Origin of the sequence: Streptomyces sp. NPDC001852 (assembly GCF_042891825.1) — a bacterium.
GTDB lineage: Bacteria > Actinomycetota > Actinomycetes > Streptomycetales > Streptomycetaceae > Streptomyces.
On sequence record NZ_JBIATN010000049.1, the window covers coordinates 20,916 to 37,673 of the forward strand.

The window sequence follows — 16,758 nt, forward strand, 5'->3', positions numbered from 1 at the left end:
CGAGTGGACAGCGGGGCGTCTCGGACGAGCGCCACACTATCGGCTGGCCATGACGACGGCCCGTCGCCTGTGGATAACCCACCGGCGACGGGCCGTTCGTGACGTTTTGGTAGGGATGTGCGTGCGCGTGCGGTCAGATGGCGGCCTTCTTCAGCCGGCGCCGCTCCCGCTCGGACAGGCCGCCCCAGATGCCGAAGCGCTCGTCGTTGGCGAGGGCGTACTCGAGGCACTCGGAGCGGACCTCACAGGCGAGGCAGACCTTCTTCGCCTCTCTGGTGGAGCCGCCCTTCTCGGGGAAGAAGGACTCGGGGTCGGTCTGGGCGCACAGCGCGCGCTCCTGCCAGCCGAGTTCCTCGTCCGCGTCGTCGACCAGCAGTTGCTGCACCAGCTCGGTCATGTGCGCCCCTCGTCTGTCTTTCGCGTCCCCGTGTGCGTTGCCGTTACCGATTTCGGCTGAACGACACGAGTGAAATTACAAGTGTGCTGCTCCGGGCGAGTCAAGCCGAGATCTGCTATTGAGCCCGTTATTCACTCTGCGGAACCAAGGCCGTGCGGAAAGTGTTCAAATCGCCATAAACCGTGACACGCAGACGAGGGCCCGGAGGGGCGCCCGGAACCCGTACGGACATCTATACGGAGAAGGACGCCCTGGCGTTCGATCGCGTTCCGCGAGGCTTGAGCGCCCGGATGTGCCCCATGTGTCCCGACACTCCGGTGAGCAAACCTTTCGCCTCGCAGATGAACCGGATGGGGTGAAACCCGTCCCACATGCCGGGCTCCGAGTTGACACCGCGTGTGTGAACCGATGTCCTATTGGGCATGCTCGCGAACTTGGCACTCACCTCGACCCGCACCGCCGGGTCCTTCGGTGCTGCCCGGTCCCGCTGTAGCTGTTGTCGCTGTTGCAGCTGTTGAGCCACACCTCGCTCCAGCTGTAGGCCCGGGTCCCAGGCGACCCGGTCTTCACCTCCCCGTTCCCTCCGGCCTTCTCCCACCGAGGAACCACCGCACCCCATGAACAGCGACAACGACCTCCAGATCGCCGGCGACATCCTCGAGGTCCCGCACCTGCTCCAGCCGCCGCGCGAGCACCCGGCCACCGTCGCCGAGTTCGTGGGTCTCGCCCGCCGGATCGCCGCCGACCGCTCCCAGTGGGAGCACCTCGTGCGGTACGACGCGACGACCCGCTGGTACCACCGCCTGCGCACCGGCCCCGGCTACGAGGTGTGGCTGCTGAGCTGGGTGCCGGGGCAGGGCAGCGGGCTGCACGACCACGGGCGGTCCTCCGGGGTCCTCACCGTGCTGGAGGGAACCCTCACCGAGCGCACCGAACGCGCCACGCGCGCGTTGGCGGCGGGCGCCGAGCGGGTGTTCGCGCCGGGGTACGTCCACGAGGTCGTCAACGACACCCTGGAGCCGGCGGTCAGCCTGCACGTGTACTACCCGGGCCTGACCCAGATGCCGATGCACACGACCCCGCACTGCGAAGCTCGTCCGGTGACTGCCTGACGCGTTGTCGTACCCGCCTGCAACACTGGGCCCCATGCGCATTGTGGTTCTGGCAGGCGGCATCGGTGGTGCCCGGTTCCTGCGCGGTCTGAAGAGGGCCGTGCCGGACGCGGACGTCACGGTGATCGGCAACACCGGCGACGACATCCACCTCTTCGGGCTGAAGGTCTGCCCGGACCTGGACACGGTGATGTACACGCTGGGCGGCGGCATCGACGAGGAACAGGGCTGGGGGCGGGCCGACGAGACCTTCCACCTCAAGGAGGAGCTGGCGGCCTACGGGGTCGGGCCGGACTGGTTCGGCCTCGGCGACCGGGACTTCGCCACGCACATCGTGCGCACGCAGATGCTCGGCGCGGGCTATCCGCTCAGCGCCGTCACCGAGGCGCTGTGCGACCGCTGGAAGCCGGGCGTGAAGCTGATCCCGATGACCGACGACCGCGTGGAGACGCACGTCGCCGTGACGCTGCCCGACAGCGGATCCGCCGCGGGCGAGGGCGAGCGCAAGGCGGTCCACTTCCAGGAGTACTGGGTACGGCTGCGTGCCTCGGTCCCGGCGGAGGCGGTCGTCCCCGTCGGCGCCGAACAGGCCAAGCCGGCGCCCGGCGTGCTGGAGGCCATCGCCCAGGCGGACGTGATCCTCTTCCCGCCGTCCAACCCCGTCGTGTCCATCGGCACCATCCTCGCCGTGCCCGGCATCCGGGAGGCGATCGCGGACGCGGGCGTGCCCGTGATCGGCCTGTCCCCCATCGTCGGCGACGCGCCGGTGCGCGGGATGGCCGACAAGGTGCTCGCCGCGGTCGGCGTGGAGTCCACGGCCGCCGCGGTCGCCGAGCACTACGGCTCCGGCCTGCTGGACGGCTGGCTGGTCGACACCGTGGACGCGGCCGCGGTCGAGCGGGTCGAGACGGACGGCATCCGCTGCCGGGCCGTACCGCTGATGATGACCGACGTCGACGCGGCCGCGCAGATGGCGCGGGAGGCGCTGGCGCTGGCCGAGGAGGTGCGGCGAGCGTGAGCGAGGAGCGCCCGGAGTACACGGTCCGGGCCCTGTCGGGCATCCCCGAGGTGCAGCCGGGCGACGACCTCGCCAAGCTGATCGCCGCGGCCGAGCCGGGCCTGGCCGACGGGGACGTGCTGCTCGTCACCTCCAAGATCGTCTCCAAGGCGGAGGGCCGCATCGTGCGGGCGACCGACCGGGAGGCGGCCATCGACGCCGAGACGGTCCGGGTCGTGGCCCGGCGCGGCACCCTCAGGATCGTGGAGAACCGGCACGGCCTGGTGATGGCCGCCGCCGGCGTCGACGCCTCCAACACCCCCGCCGGAACAGTGCTGTTGCTCCCCGAGGACCCGGACGCGTCCGCCCGGTCCATCCGCACGGGCCTGCGCGAGGCCCTCGGCGTCGACGTCGGCGTCGTCATCACCGACACCTTCGGGCGGCCCTGGCGCTCGGGGCTCACGGACGTGGCGATCGGCGCCGCCGGCGTGCGCGTGCTGGACGATCTGCGCGGCGGCACGGACGCGTACGGCAATCCGCTGAGCGCCACCATCGTGGCCACGGCGGACGAACTGGCCGCCGCCGGCGACCTGGTCAAGGGCAAGGCGGCGGGCCGGCCGGTCGCGGTGCTGCGCGGCCTGCCGCACGTGCTGGCCGCCGAGGACGGCGGGGGTGCGCGGGCGCTGGTGCGGACCGCGCGGGACGACATGTTCCGGCTCGGCACGTCCGAGGCGGTCCGCGAGGCGGTGACCCAGCGGCGCACGGTCCGGGCGTTCACCGACGAGCCCGTGGACCCCGGTGCGGTACGGCGCGCGGTGGCGGCGGCGGTGACCGCACCGGCCCCCCACCACACCACACCCTGGCGGTTCGTGCTGCTGGAGTCGGCTCGGTCCCGGACCCGGCTGCTGGACGCGATGCGGGACGCCTGGATCGCCGACCTGCGCCGGGACGGCAAGAGCGAGGAGTCCATCGCGAGGCGGGTACGCCGCGGGGACGTCCTGCGCAACGCGCCCTACCTGGTGGTGCCGTGCCTCGTCATGGACGGCTCGCACCACTACGGCGACGCGCGGCGGGACGGCGCCGAGCGGGAGATGTTCGTCGTCGCGATGGGCGCGGGCGTGCAGAACCTGCTGGTCGCGCTGGCCGGTGAGCGGCTTGGCTCGGCGTGGGTGTCGTCCACGATGTTCTGCCGTGACGTGGTGCGCGAGGTGCTGGCGCTGCCCGCGGACTGGGAGCCCATGGGCGCGGTGGCGGTCGGGCATCCGGCCGAGGAGCCGAGACCGCGGCCCGAGCGGGACGCGGGGGCGTTCATGCAGGTGCGCTGAGTTCGGCGTACGCGGCCGTAGCGCTCGTACGACCGCCTAGTCTCGAAGGACGGCACCGGCTCCCCTAGGACCTCACGTGGCAGGACGTTTCGCTCAGCGCCCCACCCGTACGACCGTACGCGGCGGCCATGTCGGCGTGCCCGCGGGCGCCGCCGCCGGGATACCGCGGCAGGCTCCGGCTCCGGCGCGGGTACGACGGTGGGTGCCGGACGGGCCGCTCGATCTCGGGCTGGTGCTCGGACCGTTGCGGCGCGGACCGGCCGACCCCACCTTCCGGGCGACCGCGGACGGCTCCGTGTGGCGGGCCGGCCGTACGCCCGCCGGGCCGGGCACGCTGCGGGTGCGGACGTACGGCGGTGAGGTGCTCGGCGAGGCGTGGGGGCCGGGGGCGGAGTGGCTGCTGGACCGGCTGCCCGAGTGGCTCGGCGCGGCCGACGAGCCGGAGGCGTTCGTGCCGCGGCACCGGGTCGTGGCCCTGGCGCGGCATCGGCGCCCCGGACTGCGGCTGACGCGGACCGGGCTGGTGCTGGAGTCCTTGATCCCCTCGGTGCTGGAGCAGAAGGTCACGACAGACGAGGCGTACCGGGCGTGGCGGTTGCTCGTGCGGAAGTTCGGGGAGCGCGCGCCGGGACCGGCGGGGGCCGGGGAACGGCCGATGTTCGTGATGCCGGCGCCGCGGACCTGGGCGCTGATTCCCTCCTGGGAGTGGCACCGGGCCGGGGTCGACGACAAGCGGGCGTCCACGATCCTGCGGGCCGTCCGGGTCGCCGCGCGGCTGGAGCAGGCGGTGGGGATGCCGGCGGTCGAGGCCCAGGCGCGGCTGGAGGTCGTGCCGGGGATCGGGCCGTGGACGTCGGCGGAAGTGGTGCAGCGCAGTCATGGGGCGGCCGACGCGGTGACGGTCGGGGACCTGCATCTGCCGGGGATCGTGGGGTGGGCGTTGGCGGGGGATCGTCATGCCGACGACGCGGTGATGCTGCGCTTGCTGGAGCCGTACGCGGGGCAGCGGCATCGGGCGGTTCGGCTGATCCTGCTGAGCGGGAACGTGCCTGCGCGCAGGGCGCCGAAGATGCCTCGGGTGGACATCGGGCTGCTGTGAGGCGACCTGGCGGGGGGCTGGGCGGTGGCTTCGCTTGCCCTCGCCCGCAGGAGGCCACCGCCGGACGACAGAGCCACTCCACGCGCCCGGGCCGGCAGTCGTGCCGCTGCGCCCGCCCGTGCCGCCCCAGCGGCACGAGTGCCCGCAGTCATGTGGGTACGACGGCATGACGACCGCTGCCCGCAGCCGAATACGTCTCGCCGCTGCCGGGTGGGTGGCGGCCCAGCGCACGACTGCCCGCAGCTGGGCAGGTACGGCGGCGCGGGGCCCCTGCCGCGCCGGTGCGTGGCGCGTCCGCAGCCGTCGACCGCCGTGCCGGCCCCGGGACATGGGGGCTGGGGGCGCTGCACCCGTGGACGGCGGTCGCGGCGGCCCCTACTGGTCGGAGGAGAAGCGGAGCGCCCTCGCCGGGATGTGGGCGTCGCACCACACGCGTACTCCCTCACGGAGCTCGTTGTCGGCGCCGACGATCGCGCCGTCGCCGATGACCGCGCCGGTGAGAACCGTGCGTTCGCCCACGCGGGCGTTCCTGCCGATGAGGGAGTCGGTGATGACGGCGCCGGGTTCGATGACGGCGCCGGGGAGGATGGTCGAGCCGGAGACCCGCGCGCCCTCGGCCACGAACGCGCCCTCGCCGACCACGGTGCCGCCGGTCAGCTTGGCGTCCGGCGCCACCGTCGCCGTAGGAAGGATCAGGCGGTCGCCGCAGCGGCCGGGGACCGCCGGGGACGGGGCACGGCCCATGACCAGGTCGGCCGAGCCGCGCACGAACGCCGCCGGGGTGCCCAGGTCCAGCCAGTACGTGGAGTCCACCATGCCCTGGAGGTGGGCGCCCGCCGCCAGCAGGTCCGGGAACGTCTCGCGCTCCACGGACACCGGCCTGCCCAGCGGGATCGTGTCGATCACCGAACGGCGGAAGACGTACGCCCCCGCGTTGATCTGGTCGGTGACGATCTCCTCCGGCGTCTGCGGCTTCTCCAGGAAGGCGAGGACGCGGCCGGTCTCGTCCGTGGGGACAAGACCGAAGGCACGCGGGTCCGCGACCTTGGTGAGGTGCAACGACACGTCCGCACCCGCGGCCTCGTGCGTGTCCACCAGCGCCTTGATGTCCAGGCCCGTCAGGATGTCACCGTTGAAGATCAGCACCGGGTCGTCGGGACCGGAGTGCAGGCGCGAGGCGACATTGCGGATGGCGCCGCCCGTGCCGAGCGGCTCCTCCTCCGTCACGTACTCGATGTGCAGGCCGAGGGAGGAGCCGTCGCCGAAGTACGGCTCGAAGACCTCGGCCAGATAGCTCGTGGCGAGGACGATGTGGTCCACGCCCGCCGCTTTGGCGCGCGCCAGCTGGTGCGTGAGGAACGGCACCCCGGCGGCCGGGACCATGGGCTTGGGCGTGTGCACCGTGAGGGGACGCAGCCGGGTGCCTTTGCCGCCGACCAGGAGGATCGCTTCTGTCACCTGTCGTCTCTGCTTCCTGCCGGGATCGGCCGAACTACTCGTTTCACTCGTTTCGGCCGGTCAGTGTATGCAGACCGTAGCGGCGGCGCCCTTGACAACCCCCCTGTTTCCCACGAGATCGGTGAGAGAACGGTGTGAGAGCGGCGCGCCCCCGATGGCGGCGCCGGGCGCACACCCCCGGCCCGGCTCAGCGCCCCTGGTAGCGCGCCGCGCCGGAACGGGCCGTACCGAGCTTGGCGTAAAGCCACTTGCCGGGGCACTCGGTGGCGAATCCGTCCCGATGGCCGGAGAGCACGTTCAGTCGTACGTTCTTACCTTCGGGGAAGAGGTTGCCACCGCCCGACGTGAGATATGTCCTGCCACGCGGATCGGCTCCGTACAGCCCGAGTTTCCACGCGGCGATGCGGGCGACGGCCGTCACCGCGGCGCCGGACGGCTTGGTTTCGCCGTACGAGCCGATGACGGCGATGCCCGTGCTGTCGTTGTTGAAGCCGGCGGTGTGCGCGCCGAGGACCGCCTTCGTCACTCCGCCGGCCCGGCCCTCGTAGATGGTTCCGCACTTGTCGACGAGGAAGTTGTAGCCGATGTCCAGCCAGCCCATGCTCCTGACGTGGTAGCGGTAGATACTGCGGATGACGGAGGGGGCCTGGGAGCAGGTGTAGTTGTTGCCCGAGGCCGTGTGGTGCACGAAGGCCACCTTGACCTTCTTCGTGTAGACGAAGCCGGGATCGCGCAGTGACTCGTCCGCGCCCCAGCCGCGACGGGTGACGATCTTCGGGCGCGGCCCGATGTACGGCTTGCCCCGCACCGGGCCGTGCAGGCGGGCGAGTTCGCGCTCGGTGGCCCGTCTGCCCAGCGCCGGGATCTCCAGGGCGCCGAAGCCGGCGGTGTCCCTGTCGGCGGCCCAGGCCGCCTGCGCCGCGTCCGTCTGCGGACCGGTACGGGGCGCGTCGGCCGGCGCGTCCGCGGGCGGCGGCGCGGCACCGGGGTCCACGAGTTCCAGGCGCAGGCCCGACGGCAGCGGGGGCCGCGGTGCGTGCGTACGGCCGCCCTGCGCTCGCCCGTTCGCGTCTCCGGCGACGGCTCGGACGCGGACCTCCACTCCCTGCGAGGCGCCCACCCACAGCGGTGCGGTCGCCCCGCGCACCCGCCGCGCCTGTCGTTCCGCCGTCCCCGGGTCGGCGCCGTGGTCGGCGTTGTGCGTCTCGACGTCCTGCCAGCCGGACCACTTCCCCGGCCGGGCCGGCCTGGTCCGCACCTGGACGCTGCCGTGCAACTCGGTGTCCGGGTCGTCCCAGACGACCCCGACCAGCGAGAAGTGCTCCCCGTCGGGCCGGTACAGGCCCTGCACCGGGGCGGTGCCGAGGACGCGCTCGTGGGTGAGGGGGACGAGGGGCAGCGAGCGGGTGCTGCCCGGGACACCGGCCCCGGACGGTCGTGCGGGTGCGGCGGCCTCAGCCGGACGTCCGCTCGCGGACGGTCGTGCGGGCGCGGCGGTCGCGGGCAGGGCCGGCAGCGCGAGGGGGAGCGCGAGGGCCGTGGCGCAGGTGACGCCGATCGAGGAAGTGAGGGTTCCACGCATGCTCATGATCGTGGACATAGTCGTACAAATCTGTCCAACGGTGAAGCAGTGCCGAATTGACGGACCGTCGGGAAACGTTCCGCCGAACCGGTGGCCCCACCGCACGCCGCGCGCACCCGCCCGCGCGTACCCTTTCCCGGGTGAACGCCACCGATCGCACCCCTGCCGACCTGCTGGCTTCCGCGCTCGCCGCGGACCCCGGCCGCCCGCTGGTGACCTTCTACGACGACGCCACGGGCGAACGCGTCGAACTGTCCGTGGCCACCTTCGCCAATTGGGTGGCCAAGACCGCGAACCTCCTGCAGGGCGACCTCGCCGCCGCGCCGGGCGACCGCGTGGCGCTGATGTTGCCGGCGCACTGGCAGACGGCTGTGTGGCTGATGGCGTGTTCGTCCGTGGGGGCGATCGCCGATGTGGGCGGCGAACCGTCCGCGGCCGACCTCGTGGTGAGCGGGCCGGACTCGCTCGACGCCGCGCGGGCCTGCCGCGGGGAGCGGATCGCGCTGGCTCTGCGGCCGCTGGGCGGGCGGTTCCCGCAGGCCCCGGAGGGGTTCGTCGACTACGCCGTGGAAGTGCCGGGGCAGGGGGACCGCTTCGCGCCGTTCACTCCGCCGGTTGCCGAGGATCCGGCGCTGATCGTCGCGGGGGCCGAGTTCAGCGGGGCCGAGGTGGTCGAGCGGGCGCTCGCGGACGCGCCTTCGCTGGATCTGACGGGACCCGGATCGAGGCTGTTGTCGGGGCTGTCGTACGACACGTGGGAAGGGGTCAGCGCGGGGTTGTACGCGCCGCTGGCCGTCGGGGGGTCCGTGGTGCTGTGCCGGCATCTGGACCGGCTGGACGAGGAGGTTCTCGCCCAGCGGATCGAGAGCGAGAGGGTGACCGCGGTGCGCCGCTGAGCGCGGGCGCTCGGGTCGGCCGGCCTCCTGTCCGGCCTCCCCCGAATGGAGCAGTAAAGGGAGCTTCGGCGATCCCTCCCCGGCCATGGTCGTAGGAGCAGCACGCGACGCCCGTACGCCATGAGGGGGTGCCCCGCCCGTGACCGACACCGCAGGCAAGCCCCTCGGTCCCGGTCCCGGGGCCTCCGCCACCGGCGCGGGGCTCCTGCGGCGGCATCGGCGGCGGTGGGCGAAGGCGACGGCGCTCGGTGCCGCCGTCCTCGTCACGGCGGCCGCCGGGACCGGCTGGGCCCTCTACGCCAAGCTCAACGCGAACATCACGGCGGACGACGCGGCCGCCCGCGAACTGGCCCGGTACGAGCGGGAGCGGCCCACGGAACTGGTGCGGGGCGCGCAGAACATCCTGCTGATCGGGTCGGACACGCGGGCCGGGGAGGGGAACTCCGCGTACGGGCCGGATCTGGGCAGCGAGCGGTCGGACACCACGATCCTGCTGCACCTGGCCGCGAACCGGCGCAGCGCCACCGCCGTGTCCCTGCCGAGGGACCTGATGGTGGACATCCCCGGCTGCCGGCAGCCGGACGGCAGCCGCAGCGAGCCGGTGCTCGCGATGTTCAACCACGCCTTCCAGCTCGGCGGTTCGGCGTGCACGATCCGGACCGTGGAGAAGCTGACGGGCATTCGGATCGACCACCACGTGGTCGTGGACTTCCGTGGGTTCAAGAAGATGGTGAACGCCGTCGACGGGGTGCAGGTCTGCCTGAAGGAGCCCGTCGACGACAAGGCGGCCATGCTGAAGCTGCCCGCGGGCAAGGTCATGCTCGACGGGGAGCAGGCGCTCGGGTTCGTACGGGCCCGCAAGTCGCTCGGCGACGGCAGCGACACCGAACGGATGGAACGCCAGCAGCGGTTCCTCGGCGCGCTCGTCGACAAGGTGCAGAGCAACGACGTCCTGCTGAACCCGGTGAAGCTGTATCCGGTGCTGAACGCGGCCACCTCCTCGCTGACCACGGATCCGGAACTGGCCAGTCTGCGCGGCTTGTACCAGTTGGTGCGCGGGCTGCGCGACATCCCCACCGAACGGGTGCAGTTCCTGACGGTGCCGAGGGAGTCGTACGTCTACGACGCCAACCGTGACCAACTCGTGGAGCCGGAAGCCGAGAAGCTGTTCGCGCGACTGCGGGCCGATCAGCCCGTCGCGGTGGCCCGGGAGATCCCGCAGGAGGCCGCGGAGACCAACGGGGAGGCGGACGGCAAGGGCAGTCCGGGCGACCCCTCCCCCACGCCGACGTTCCGCGGGAACACCGCCGCCGAACACACCTGTGAGTAATGCGCACATCAAGACGCCCGAACTTCCGTCCGGGAAATGAGGCGTATTGCCCAGTTGTAGGCACCGGGAATTTGTCACCGGCGTCGCTCGACGCTGAACTGGGCGGATAGTGTGAGCGATCCGGTGCACCCGGCCGCGAGGTCCGTCCTGGGGCCGTGCACTGATTCACCGAGACCCGAGCGCCTTTGAGGGGGAAGGCGCCGCGTGGCCCCGACGGAGGATTCGGAAACCGTGGACGCGCAAGGCCGTGGGCGGGCGGACAACATCGACCCCGCAGACCAGTGGGTGCTCAATCCGAACACCGGCGAATACGAACTGCAACTGGGTCCTTCCGCACCGCAGTCGGCGATTCCCAGCCCCCGCAGATCCGGGCCCCGCGCGGGCGCCGGTGCGCCGCGCCGCCGTAACGACTCGGCACCCGGCGAGACTCGTGAGACGCGCCAGACGCGCGGGGGCGACGTACCGCCGCCGCGGTCCGGCCGGCGCCGGGGAAGCGAGCCGGAGCCCCCGCCGGGCAGGCGCGCGGCCCGGCGGCCGGTGAAGAAGAAGTCGAAGGTCAAGAAGGCCCTGGCGTGGACGGCCGGCGGCACGGCGTTCGTGCTGGTCGCCGTCGGCACCGCCGGCTACCTCTACCTCAAGCACCTCGAGGGCAACGTCACCACGACGGACGTCGAAGGCGCCGCCAAGGACGGCTTCAGCAAGGACGACGCCTTCAACATCCTGATCATCGGCACCGACAAACGGACCGGGAAGGGCAACGAGGGCTACGGCGACAAGGGCAGCGTCGGTCACGCGGACACCAACATCCTGCTGCACGTGTCCAAGGACCGGACGAACGCGACCGCGATGAGCATTCCGCGCGACCTGATCGTGAACGTGCCGGACTGCCCGACCAAACAGGCCGACGGCTCGACCAAGGTCATCGCCGGCACGCAGAACGTGCGCTTCAACACCAGCCTCGGCCAGGACGGCCGGGACCCGGGCTGCACCATGCGCACGGTGAAGGAGGTCACCGGCATCCAGCCGGACCACTTCATGATGGTGGACTTCAACGCGGTGAAGACGCTGACGACGGCGGTCGGCGGTGTGGACGTGTGCCTCGCCCACGCGGTGAACGACAAGGAGTCGCACCTGAAACTGTCCGCCGGCGAGCACAAGATCGAGGGCGAGCAGGCCCTGGCGTTCGTGCGGACCCGGCACAGCTGGGGCAACCAGGGAGACCTGGACCGCATCAAGGTCCAGCAGCAGTTCATGGGCTCGCTGATGCGGAAGATGTCCTCCAGCGACACGCTCACCAACCCGAGCAAGCTGATCGACCTCGCCGAGGCCGCCACCAAGGCGCTGACCGTGGACAAGGGCATCGGCTCCGTGTCGACGCTCAAGGACATCGCGCTGGAGCTGAAGAAGGTGCCGACGAAGAACATCAGCTTCGTCACGGTGCCGGTGAAGGACAACCCGGCGGACGGTGTCATCCACAAGACGGTGATCGTCGACCCGGCCCTCGCCCCGCCGGTGTTCGACGCGATCAACAACGACGTCTCCTTCACCGAGGTGAAGAAGAAGCAGAAGGCGGAGAAGGACGCGCAGGCCGCCCGCCTGAAGGGCACCAGGTCCGCGCCCTCCGACGTGCGGGTGCGGATCCTCAACGGCGGCGCCGAGGCCGGCAGCGCGCAGGAGACCCTCGACTGGCTGCAGAACCAGGAGGGCGTGCTGAAGTCGGAGAACGCGGGCAACGCGCCGGCGGAGCTGGCCAGGACCACGCTGGAGTACGCTCCCGACCAGGCGGCCCAGGCACGTGAACTGGCCCATCTCATGGGCCTGTCCGGCTCGGCGCTCAAGCCGGGCAGGAGCGTGACGAACTCGCAGGGGCTGCCGGCGATGACGCTGACCCTGGGCAAGGACTTCAAGGGCGCGGGGGCTTCCCTGACCGCTCCGTCGAAGGCGCCGAGCGTCGACAAGTCCACGGCAGACAAGGTGAACTGCGCCTCGTAGGTAACCCAACGGGCCCGTCGTGCGTCTAACCGGACGCGGGACGGGCCCGTTGTACGGCGCAAGGGTGGGGAGGGCAGGAAGATTGGCGCACAGTGGCGTGCGGGGGCAGGATCCTGCGGTCGACGACACGATGTCGCTCGCGCCGCAGGACCGGAAGTCGCCGGAGGGGTCCGGCCGGCAGGGCGGGGGGCGGCGCAGAGGCGGTTCCACGACCGAGCGACCACGGCGCAGACGGCGCGCACTGCGCTGGTCGGCGACCGTGCTGGCGGTGGTGATACTCGGCACCGCCGGAGCGGGTTATCTGTACTACCAGCACCTCAACGCGAACATCCGGAAGGGTGAGCGCAGCAGCGGCGACGACTCCAGGGCGTACAAGACGCCGGCCAACGCGGCCGGGCAGACGCCGCTGAACATCCTGCTGATCGGCTCGGACAGCCGTAACTCCGCGGAGGATCTCAGGCTCGGCGGCAGCAGGGACAGTGTGGGCGCTCCCCCACTGGCCGACGTACAGATGCTCATCCACCTGTCCGCGGACCGCAAGAGCGCCGCCATGGTGAGCATCCCGCGCGACACCCGCGTGCACATCCCCAAATGCACGGACCCGAAGACCGGTAAGAAGTATCCGGAGACGGACGACATCATCAACGTCACCCTGGCCCGGGGCGGAGCCGGCTGCACGCTGGCCACCTGGGAGGGCCTCACCGGGGTCTACATCGACCACTGGATGATGATCGACTTCGCGGGCGTGGTGAACATGGCGGACGCCATCGGCGGCGTCGACGTCTGTGTGAAGCAGAACGTGTGGGACCACCCGACGCCCAGCGTGCCCGGCGGTTCCGGGCTGAAGATGAAGGCCGGTACGCACCAGGTCTACGGCGAGCAGGCCCTGCAGTGGCTGCGCACCCGGCACGCCTGGGGCAGCGACCCGCTGCGGGCCCGGGCCCAGCACATGTACCTGAACTCCATGATCCGCAAGCTCAAGCAGCAGAACGTGTTCACCGACTCCGGGCGGCTGATGAACCTGGCGGAGGCGGCCACCAAGTCGCTGACGGTGTCCGAGGAGATCGGCACGGTCAAGAAGCTGTACGACCTGGCGATGGAGATGAAGTCGGTACCGACGAACCGCATCACGTCGCTGACGGTGGCCAACAATCCGGACCCCGAGGACCCGAAGAACCACGTGGTGCTGGACAAGCCCAACGCGGACAAACTGTGGCAGATGCTCCGGGACGACGTACCGCTCGACAAGAACGGCAAGCCGTCCGCGGCGAAGCAGGTCGCGGTCAAGACCCCGGCGGCCAAGACGCCCTCCACGGACCCGGGCCGGCTGGGGGTGCTGGTGCGCAACGCCACCCAGACGTCCACTCAGGCAGCGGTCCGCGGCCGGGCGAACGACATCAGCCAGGTGCTGGCGCAGCAGGGCTACACCCGGGCGACCGCCGACACGTCGGGGGCGCTGTCCGAGGACAGCACGGTCGTGCAGTACCCGAGCGTGGACCTGCAGGGTGACGCGCAGGCGGTGGCCAAGGCGCTCGGCATCCCGATGAGCGCGGTGAAGCAGTCGACCGACGTCTCCGGGGTCACCGTCGTCATCGGCGCGGACTGGCGCACCGGCACGGCCTACCCGAAGCAGCCGGCTCCCAAGGCCGGAGACGTGCCGAAGAACACGGACACGATCAACGGCTCGGACACCTCGACGTGCATGGACGTGTACGGGCCCTATCAGTGGTGACCGTCGTCGGGGCCCCGGGAGCGGGGCCCCGATGCCGGGGCCGCCGGATGATCAGGCGCTGAGCACCGCCGGCCGCCGCGACGCGATGACCTTCTTCGCCAGCGACTTCGGGCTGGTCAGAAAGCCCCAGCCCCACGACATGTGCATGGTGGCCAGAGCCACCGGGATCTGCAGCCGGGCCTTCAGGGGCAGGCCCCGGCCCGCCGGGAGCGAGCCCGCGACGATCGCCGCCAGGTAGCCGCCGGGGACCAGGAAGCCCCACGGGGTGAGCGCCGCGCCGACCACGAGTCCGGCCGCGATCGCACACACCGCCGCCGGCGGGGCGAGGTAGCGCAGGTTGATGGAGCCGGAGTGGTAGCGGGCCACGACGTGCCGCCAGCGGCCGTAGTCCTTGTACTGCCTGGCGAGAGCACGCACGCTCGGCCGCGGCCGGTACGACACCTTCAGCTCGGGCGAGAACCAGATCAGCCCGCCCGCCTCCCGGATCCGGAAGTTCAGCTCCCAGTCCTGGGCGCGGACGAACTCCTCGTTGTAGCCGCCCTGTTGCTCCAGGGCCTCGCGGCGGAACACCCCGAGGTAGACCGTGTCGGCGGGCCCGGCCTCGCCGCCCGTGTGGAAGGCGGCGTTGCCGACCCCGATCCGCGAGGTCATCGCGGCGGCGACCGCGTGCTCCCAGTCGTTCTCGCCCTCGGCGTGCATGATGCCGCCGACGTTCTGCGCGCCGGTCTCCTCCAGGAGCCGGACCGCGGTGGCGATGTAGTTCGGCGAGAGCATGCCGTGGCCGTCGACGCGGACCACGATCGGGTGCCGGGAGGCCTTGATCGCCGCGTTCAGCGCCGCGGGCGTGCGGCCGGTCGGGTTCGGGACGGTGTGGACACGCTTGCTGTCGGCTGCGGTTTCCGCCACGAGCTCGGCGGCGATCTCGTCCGTGCGGTCCGTGGACGGACCGAGGGCGATCACGACCTCCATCTCGCCGGCGTACTCCTGCGCGAGGATCGCTTGGACGGCCCCGCGCAGATGCCGTTCCTCGTTGAGAACGGGCATGATCACAGAAACAGCGGGGTGTCGCACGTCGGGCTTGGCGTTCATAGGGGGCTCACGTTACCGCGAACGGGGGACAGCGGTGCGCGCCGCCGGGGCGTAGGGCCGGGCTGGAGATCGTATCGGCCTACGGTGCTCACGGATCCCACGTACGGCCTCGTCCGGAGGTGTCCCCTTTGGCAAGCCCGCCCCGGTCTCCTGCTCGTCCGCAGCGCCGACCGCAGCCGCCCCGCCGTGTACCGCAGCCGCCCGAGCGGCCTGTGCGGTCCGTGCGGCCGCCCCGGCGGCCCCGCTGGGCCATGCGGGCGGTGAGCACGCTGTCCGTCGTCGTGCTCGCCTCCGCCGGGATCGGGCACGCGGTGATCAGCAGCCTGGACGCGGGGATCGCCCGGGTCGACGCCTTCAAGGACATGAAGAACCGGCCGAGCGCGGGCCAGGGCACGAACATCCTGCTGGTCGGCACCGACGGCCGCGACAGGATCACCGAGCGGGAGCGGCGGGAGTACCGGCTGGGCGGGGTGCCCTGCCACTGCACCGACACGATGATGATCGTGCACGTCTCGGCGAACCGGGAGCGGGCCACCGTGGTGAGCCTGCCCCGCGACTCCTACGCCGAGGTGCCCGCGCACACCGACGCCACCTCCGGGCAACCGCGGGGGCCGCACCCGATCAGGCTCAACGCGGCCTACGCCGAGGGCGGCCCCCAGCTGACCATCCGCACGGTCGAGAACATGACCCATGTGAAGATCGACCACTATCTGGAGGTCGACTTCACCAGCTTCATGAGGACGGTGGACGTCCTCGGCGGGGTGAAGGTCTGCACGACGACCCCGCTGAAGGACTCCTACACCGGCCTCGACCTGAGCCCCGGCACACACATGCTCAACGGCGGGCAGGCCCTGCAGTACGTGCGGGCCCGGCACGTGGACGCGGCGAGCGACCTCGGCCGGATGAAGCGGCAGCAGCGGTTCCTGGCCGCGCTGATCGAGCGGGCCACTTCCTCCGGGGTGCTGCTGAACCCGATGCGGTTCCGGGACGTGGCCCGCGCGGTGCTCGGCTCGGTGCGCGCCGACGAGGGCTTCGGCACCGACGAGCTGCTCGACCTCGGCCGGGCCATGCGGAACTTCTCCCCGTCCTCCTCCGAGTTCACCACCGTGCCCATCGGGCAGATGAACTACGACGTCAAAGGCATCGGCTCGACCCTGAAGTGGGACCAGGCCAGGGCGGACCAGGTCTTCACGGCCCTGCGCGAGGACAAGCCGCTCACCGTGGACCAGCCGCAGCGCGGTCGCGGCCCGGCCGGGGTGCCGGTGGCGACCGTGGAGGTGGATCCGCGGCAGATCCGGGTCCAGGTGGAGAACGGCAGCCCCACGGTCGGCCTCGCCAAACGCGTCGACGCGGCGCTCGCGGCGACCGGCTTCGCCACGACGCGCCTGCCGGTGACGGCCACCGCGCGCGTGCCGCACACCGTGATCTCCTACGACCCCCGCTGGGACCGCTCGGCCCGCGCCCTTGCCTCCGCCCTGCCGGGGGCCGAGCTGCGCGCCGTACCGGGCCAGGGACCGCTGCTGAAGGTGATCGCCGGGGCGGACTTCAAGGACGTCCACAAGGTCCGCTTCGAGGACCCCTCCCAGCCGCAGCAGACCCCGGTCCGCGGCAGCGAGGTGGTGTGCCCGGGCAGCTAGCCGACGGGTGGGAGGCGCTAGGTGTGCTGTCCCGGGACGTTGGTGACACGCGTGCTGGGTGCTTGAACGGGTGAGGGCCTTCTGGGTTCGGTGTGGATTGCGACATCTACAC

The 16,758-nt window shown here is 71.7% G+C and carries 13 protein-coding genes; 9 read left to right on the forward strand and 4 right to left on the reverse strand.

Annotated features, from left to right (window positions below):
* Positions 1 to 133: 133 nt before the first annotated feature.
* The gene (locus tag ACFYZB_RS43440) at positions 134 to 397 is read right to left on the reverse strand and encodes a WhiB family transcriptional regulator (protein ID WP_010986447.1); all 264 of its coding nucleotides are present in this window, start codon (positions 395 to 397) and stop codon (positions 134 to 136) included.
* A gap of 617 nt (positions 398 to 1,014) precedes the next feature.
* Here ACFYZB_RS43440 and ACFYZB_RS43445 point away from each other — a divergent pair.
* The 4 genes from ACFYZB_RS43445 (at position 1,015) to ACFYZB_RS43460 (ending at position 4,930) form a co-directional block, all read left to right on the forward strand.
* Positions 1,015 to 1,509, forward strand: coding sequence for a cysteine dioxygenase family protein (locus ACFYZB_RS43445; protein ID WP_351216794.1), 495 nt, complete (start codon positions 1,015 to 1,017; stop codon positions 1,507 to 1,509).
* A 34-nt stretch (positions 1,510 to 1,543) separates the two neighbouring features.
* Complete coding sequence (gene cofD, locus ACFYZB_RS43450; RefSeq protein WP_388767400.1) at positions 1,544 to 2,527, forward strand: 2-phospho-L-lactate transferase; 984 nt, start codon at positions 1,544 to 1,546, stop codon at positions 2,525 to 2,527.
* Positions 2,524 to 3,831 (forward strand): coenzyme F420-0:L-glutamate ligase, encoded by a 1,308-nt coding sequence (locus ACFYZB_RS43455; RefSeq protein ID WP_388767401.1) that lies wholly within the window; start codon positions 2,524 to 2,526, stop codon positions 3,829 to 3,831. Before cofD ends, ACFYZB_RS43455 begins: the two co-directional genes overlap by 4 nt.
* 76 nt (positions 3,832 to 3,907) lie before the next feature.
* The gene (locus tag ACFYZB_RS43460) at positions 3,908 to 4,930 is read left to right on the forward strand and encodes a DNA-3-methyladenine glycosylase 2 family protein (protein WP_351216788.1); all 1,023 of its coding nucleotides are present in this window, start codon (positions 3,908 to 3,910) and stop codon (positions 4,928 to 4,930) included.
* Between the two features lie 375 nt (positions 4,931 to 5,305).
* Here ACFYZB_RS43460 and ACFYZB_RS43465 read toward each other — a convergent pair whose 3' ends face one another.
* Together ACFYZB_RS43465 and ACFYZB_RS43470 are read right to left on the reverse strand one after the other, a co-directional pair.
* Positions 5,306 to 6,388, reverse strand: a complete 1,083-nt coding sequence (locus ACFYZB_RS43465) for a sugar phosphate nucleotidyltransferase (protein ID WP_388767402.1) — start codon at positions 6,386 to 6,388, stop codon at positions 5,306 to 5,308.
* Between the two features lie 187 nt (positions 6,389 to 6,575).
* The gene (locus ACFYZB_RS43470; RefSeq protein WP_388767404.1) at positions 6,576 to 7,970 is read right to left on the reverse strand and encodes a peptidoglycan recognition protein; all 1,395 of its coding nucleotides are present in this window, start codon (positions 7,968 to 7,970) and stop codon (positions 6,576 to 6,578) included.
* Between the two features lie 140 nt (positions 7,971 to 8,110).
* Here ACFYZB_RS43470 and ACFYZB_RS43475 point away from each other — a divergent pair, with 140 nt between their 5' ends.
* The 4 genes from ACFYZB_RS43475 to ACFYZB_RS43490 all read left to right on the forward strand — a co-directional run bounded on the left by ACFYZB_RS43475 (position 8,111) and on the right by ACFYZB_RS43490 (position 13,920).
* A complete protein-coding gene (locus tag ACFYZB_RS43475) occupies positions 8,111 to 8,866 on the forward strand; it encodes a TIGR03089 family protein (RefSeq protein WP_388767405.1) in 756 nt (251 codons plus the stop codon).
* Between the two features lie 139 nt (positions 8,867 to 9,005).
* The gene (locus ACFYZB_RS43480; RefSeq protein WP_388767406.1) at positions 9,006 to 10,196 is read left to right on the forward strand and encodes an LCP family protein; all 1,191 of its coding nucleotides are present in this window, start codon (positions 9,006 to 9,008) and stop codon (positions 10,194 to 10,196) included.
* 231 nt (positions 10,197 to 10,427) lie between these two features.
* Positions 10,428 to 12,188 carry an LCP family protein gene (locus tag ACFYZB_RS43485; protein ID WP_388767407.1) on the forward strand — a complete coding sequence of 587 codons (1,761 nt, stop codon included), beginning with the start codon at positions 10,428 to 10,430 and terminating at the stop codon, positions 12,186 to 12,188.
* Positions 12,189 to 12,318: 130 nt separating this feature from the next.
* Entirely contained in the window at positions 12,319 to 13,920 is a 1,602-nt protein-coding gene (locus ACFYZB_RS43490; RefSeq protein WP_388767410.1) for an LCP family protein, read from the forward strand.
* A 51-nt stretch (positions 13,921 to 13,971) separates the two neighbouring features.
* Here ACFYZB_RS43490 and ACFYZB_RS43495 read toward each other — a convergent pair whose 3' ends face one another.
* The gene (locus ACFYZB_RS43495) at positions 13,972 to 15,009 is read right to left on the reverse strand and encodes a glycosyltransferase family 2 protein (RefSeq protein WP_388767409.1); all 1,038 of its coding nucleotides are present in this window, start codon (positions 15,007 to 15,009) and stop codon (positions 13,972 to 13,974) included.
* Positions 15,010 to 15,260: 251 nt separating this feature from the next.
* Between ACFYZB_RS43495 and ACFYZB_RS43500 the strand changes: the two genes are divergently transcribed.
* Entirely contained in the window at positions 15,261 to 16,646 is a 1,386-nt protein-coding gene (locus tag ACFYZB_RS43500; protein WP_388767411.1) for an LCP family protein, read from the forward strand.
* Positions 16,647 to 16,758: the final 112 nt, after the last annotated feature.

What these genes read in the sequence shown, in the direction of transcription:
- ACFYZB_RS43470 (WP_388767404.1), bottom strand. Translation starts at nt 7,970, where the DNA reads ATGCGTGGAACCCTCACTTCCTCGATCGGCGTCACCTGCGCCACGGCC.
- ACFYZB_RS43445 (WP_351216794.1), top strand. Translation starts at nt 1,015, where the DNA reads ATGAACAGCGACAACGACCTCCAGATCGCCGGCGACATCCTCGAGGTC.
- ACFYZB_RS43500 (WP_388767411.1), top strand. Translation starts at nt 15,261, where the DNA reads ATGCGGGCGGTGAGCACGCTGTCCGTCGTCGTGCTCGCCTCCGCCGGG.
- ACFYZB_RS43490 (WP_388767410.1), top strand. Translation starts at nt 12,319, where the DNA reads ATGTCGCTCGCGCCGCAGGACCGGAAGTCGCCGGAGGGGTCCGGCCGG.
- ACFYZB_RS43495 (WP_388767409.1), bottom strand. Translation starts at nt 15,009, where the DNA reads ATGAACGCCAAGCCCGACGTGCGACACCCCGCTGTTTCTGTGATCATG.
- cofD (WP_388767400.1), top strand. Translation starts at nt 1,544, where the DNA reads ATGCGCATTGTGGTTCTGGCAGGCGGCATCGGTGGTGCCCGGTTCCTG.
- ACFYZB_RS43440 (WP_010986447.1), bottom strand. Translation starts at nt 397, where the DNA reads ATGACCGAGCTGGTGCAGCAACTGCTGGTCGACGACGCGGACGAGGAA.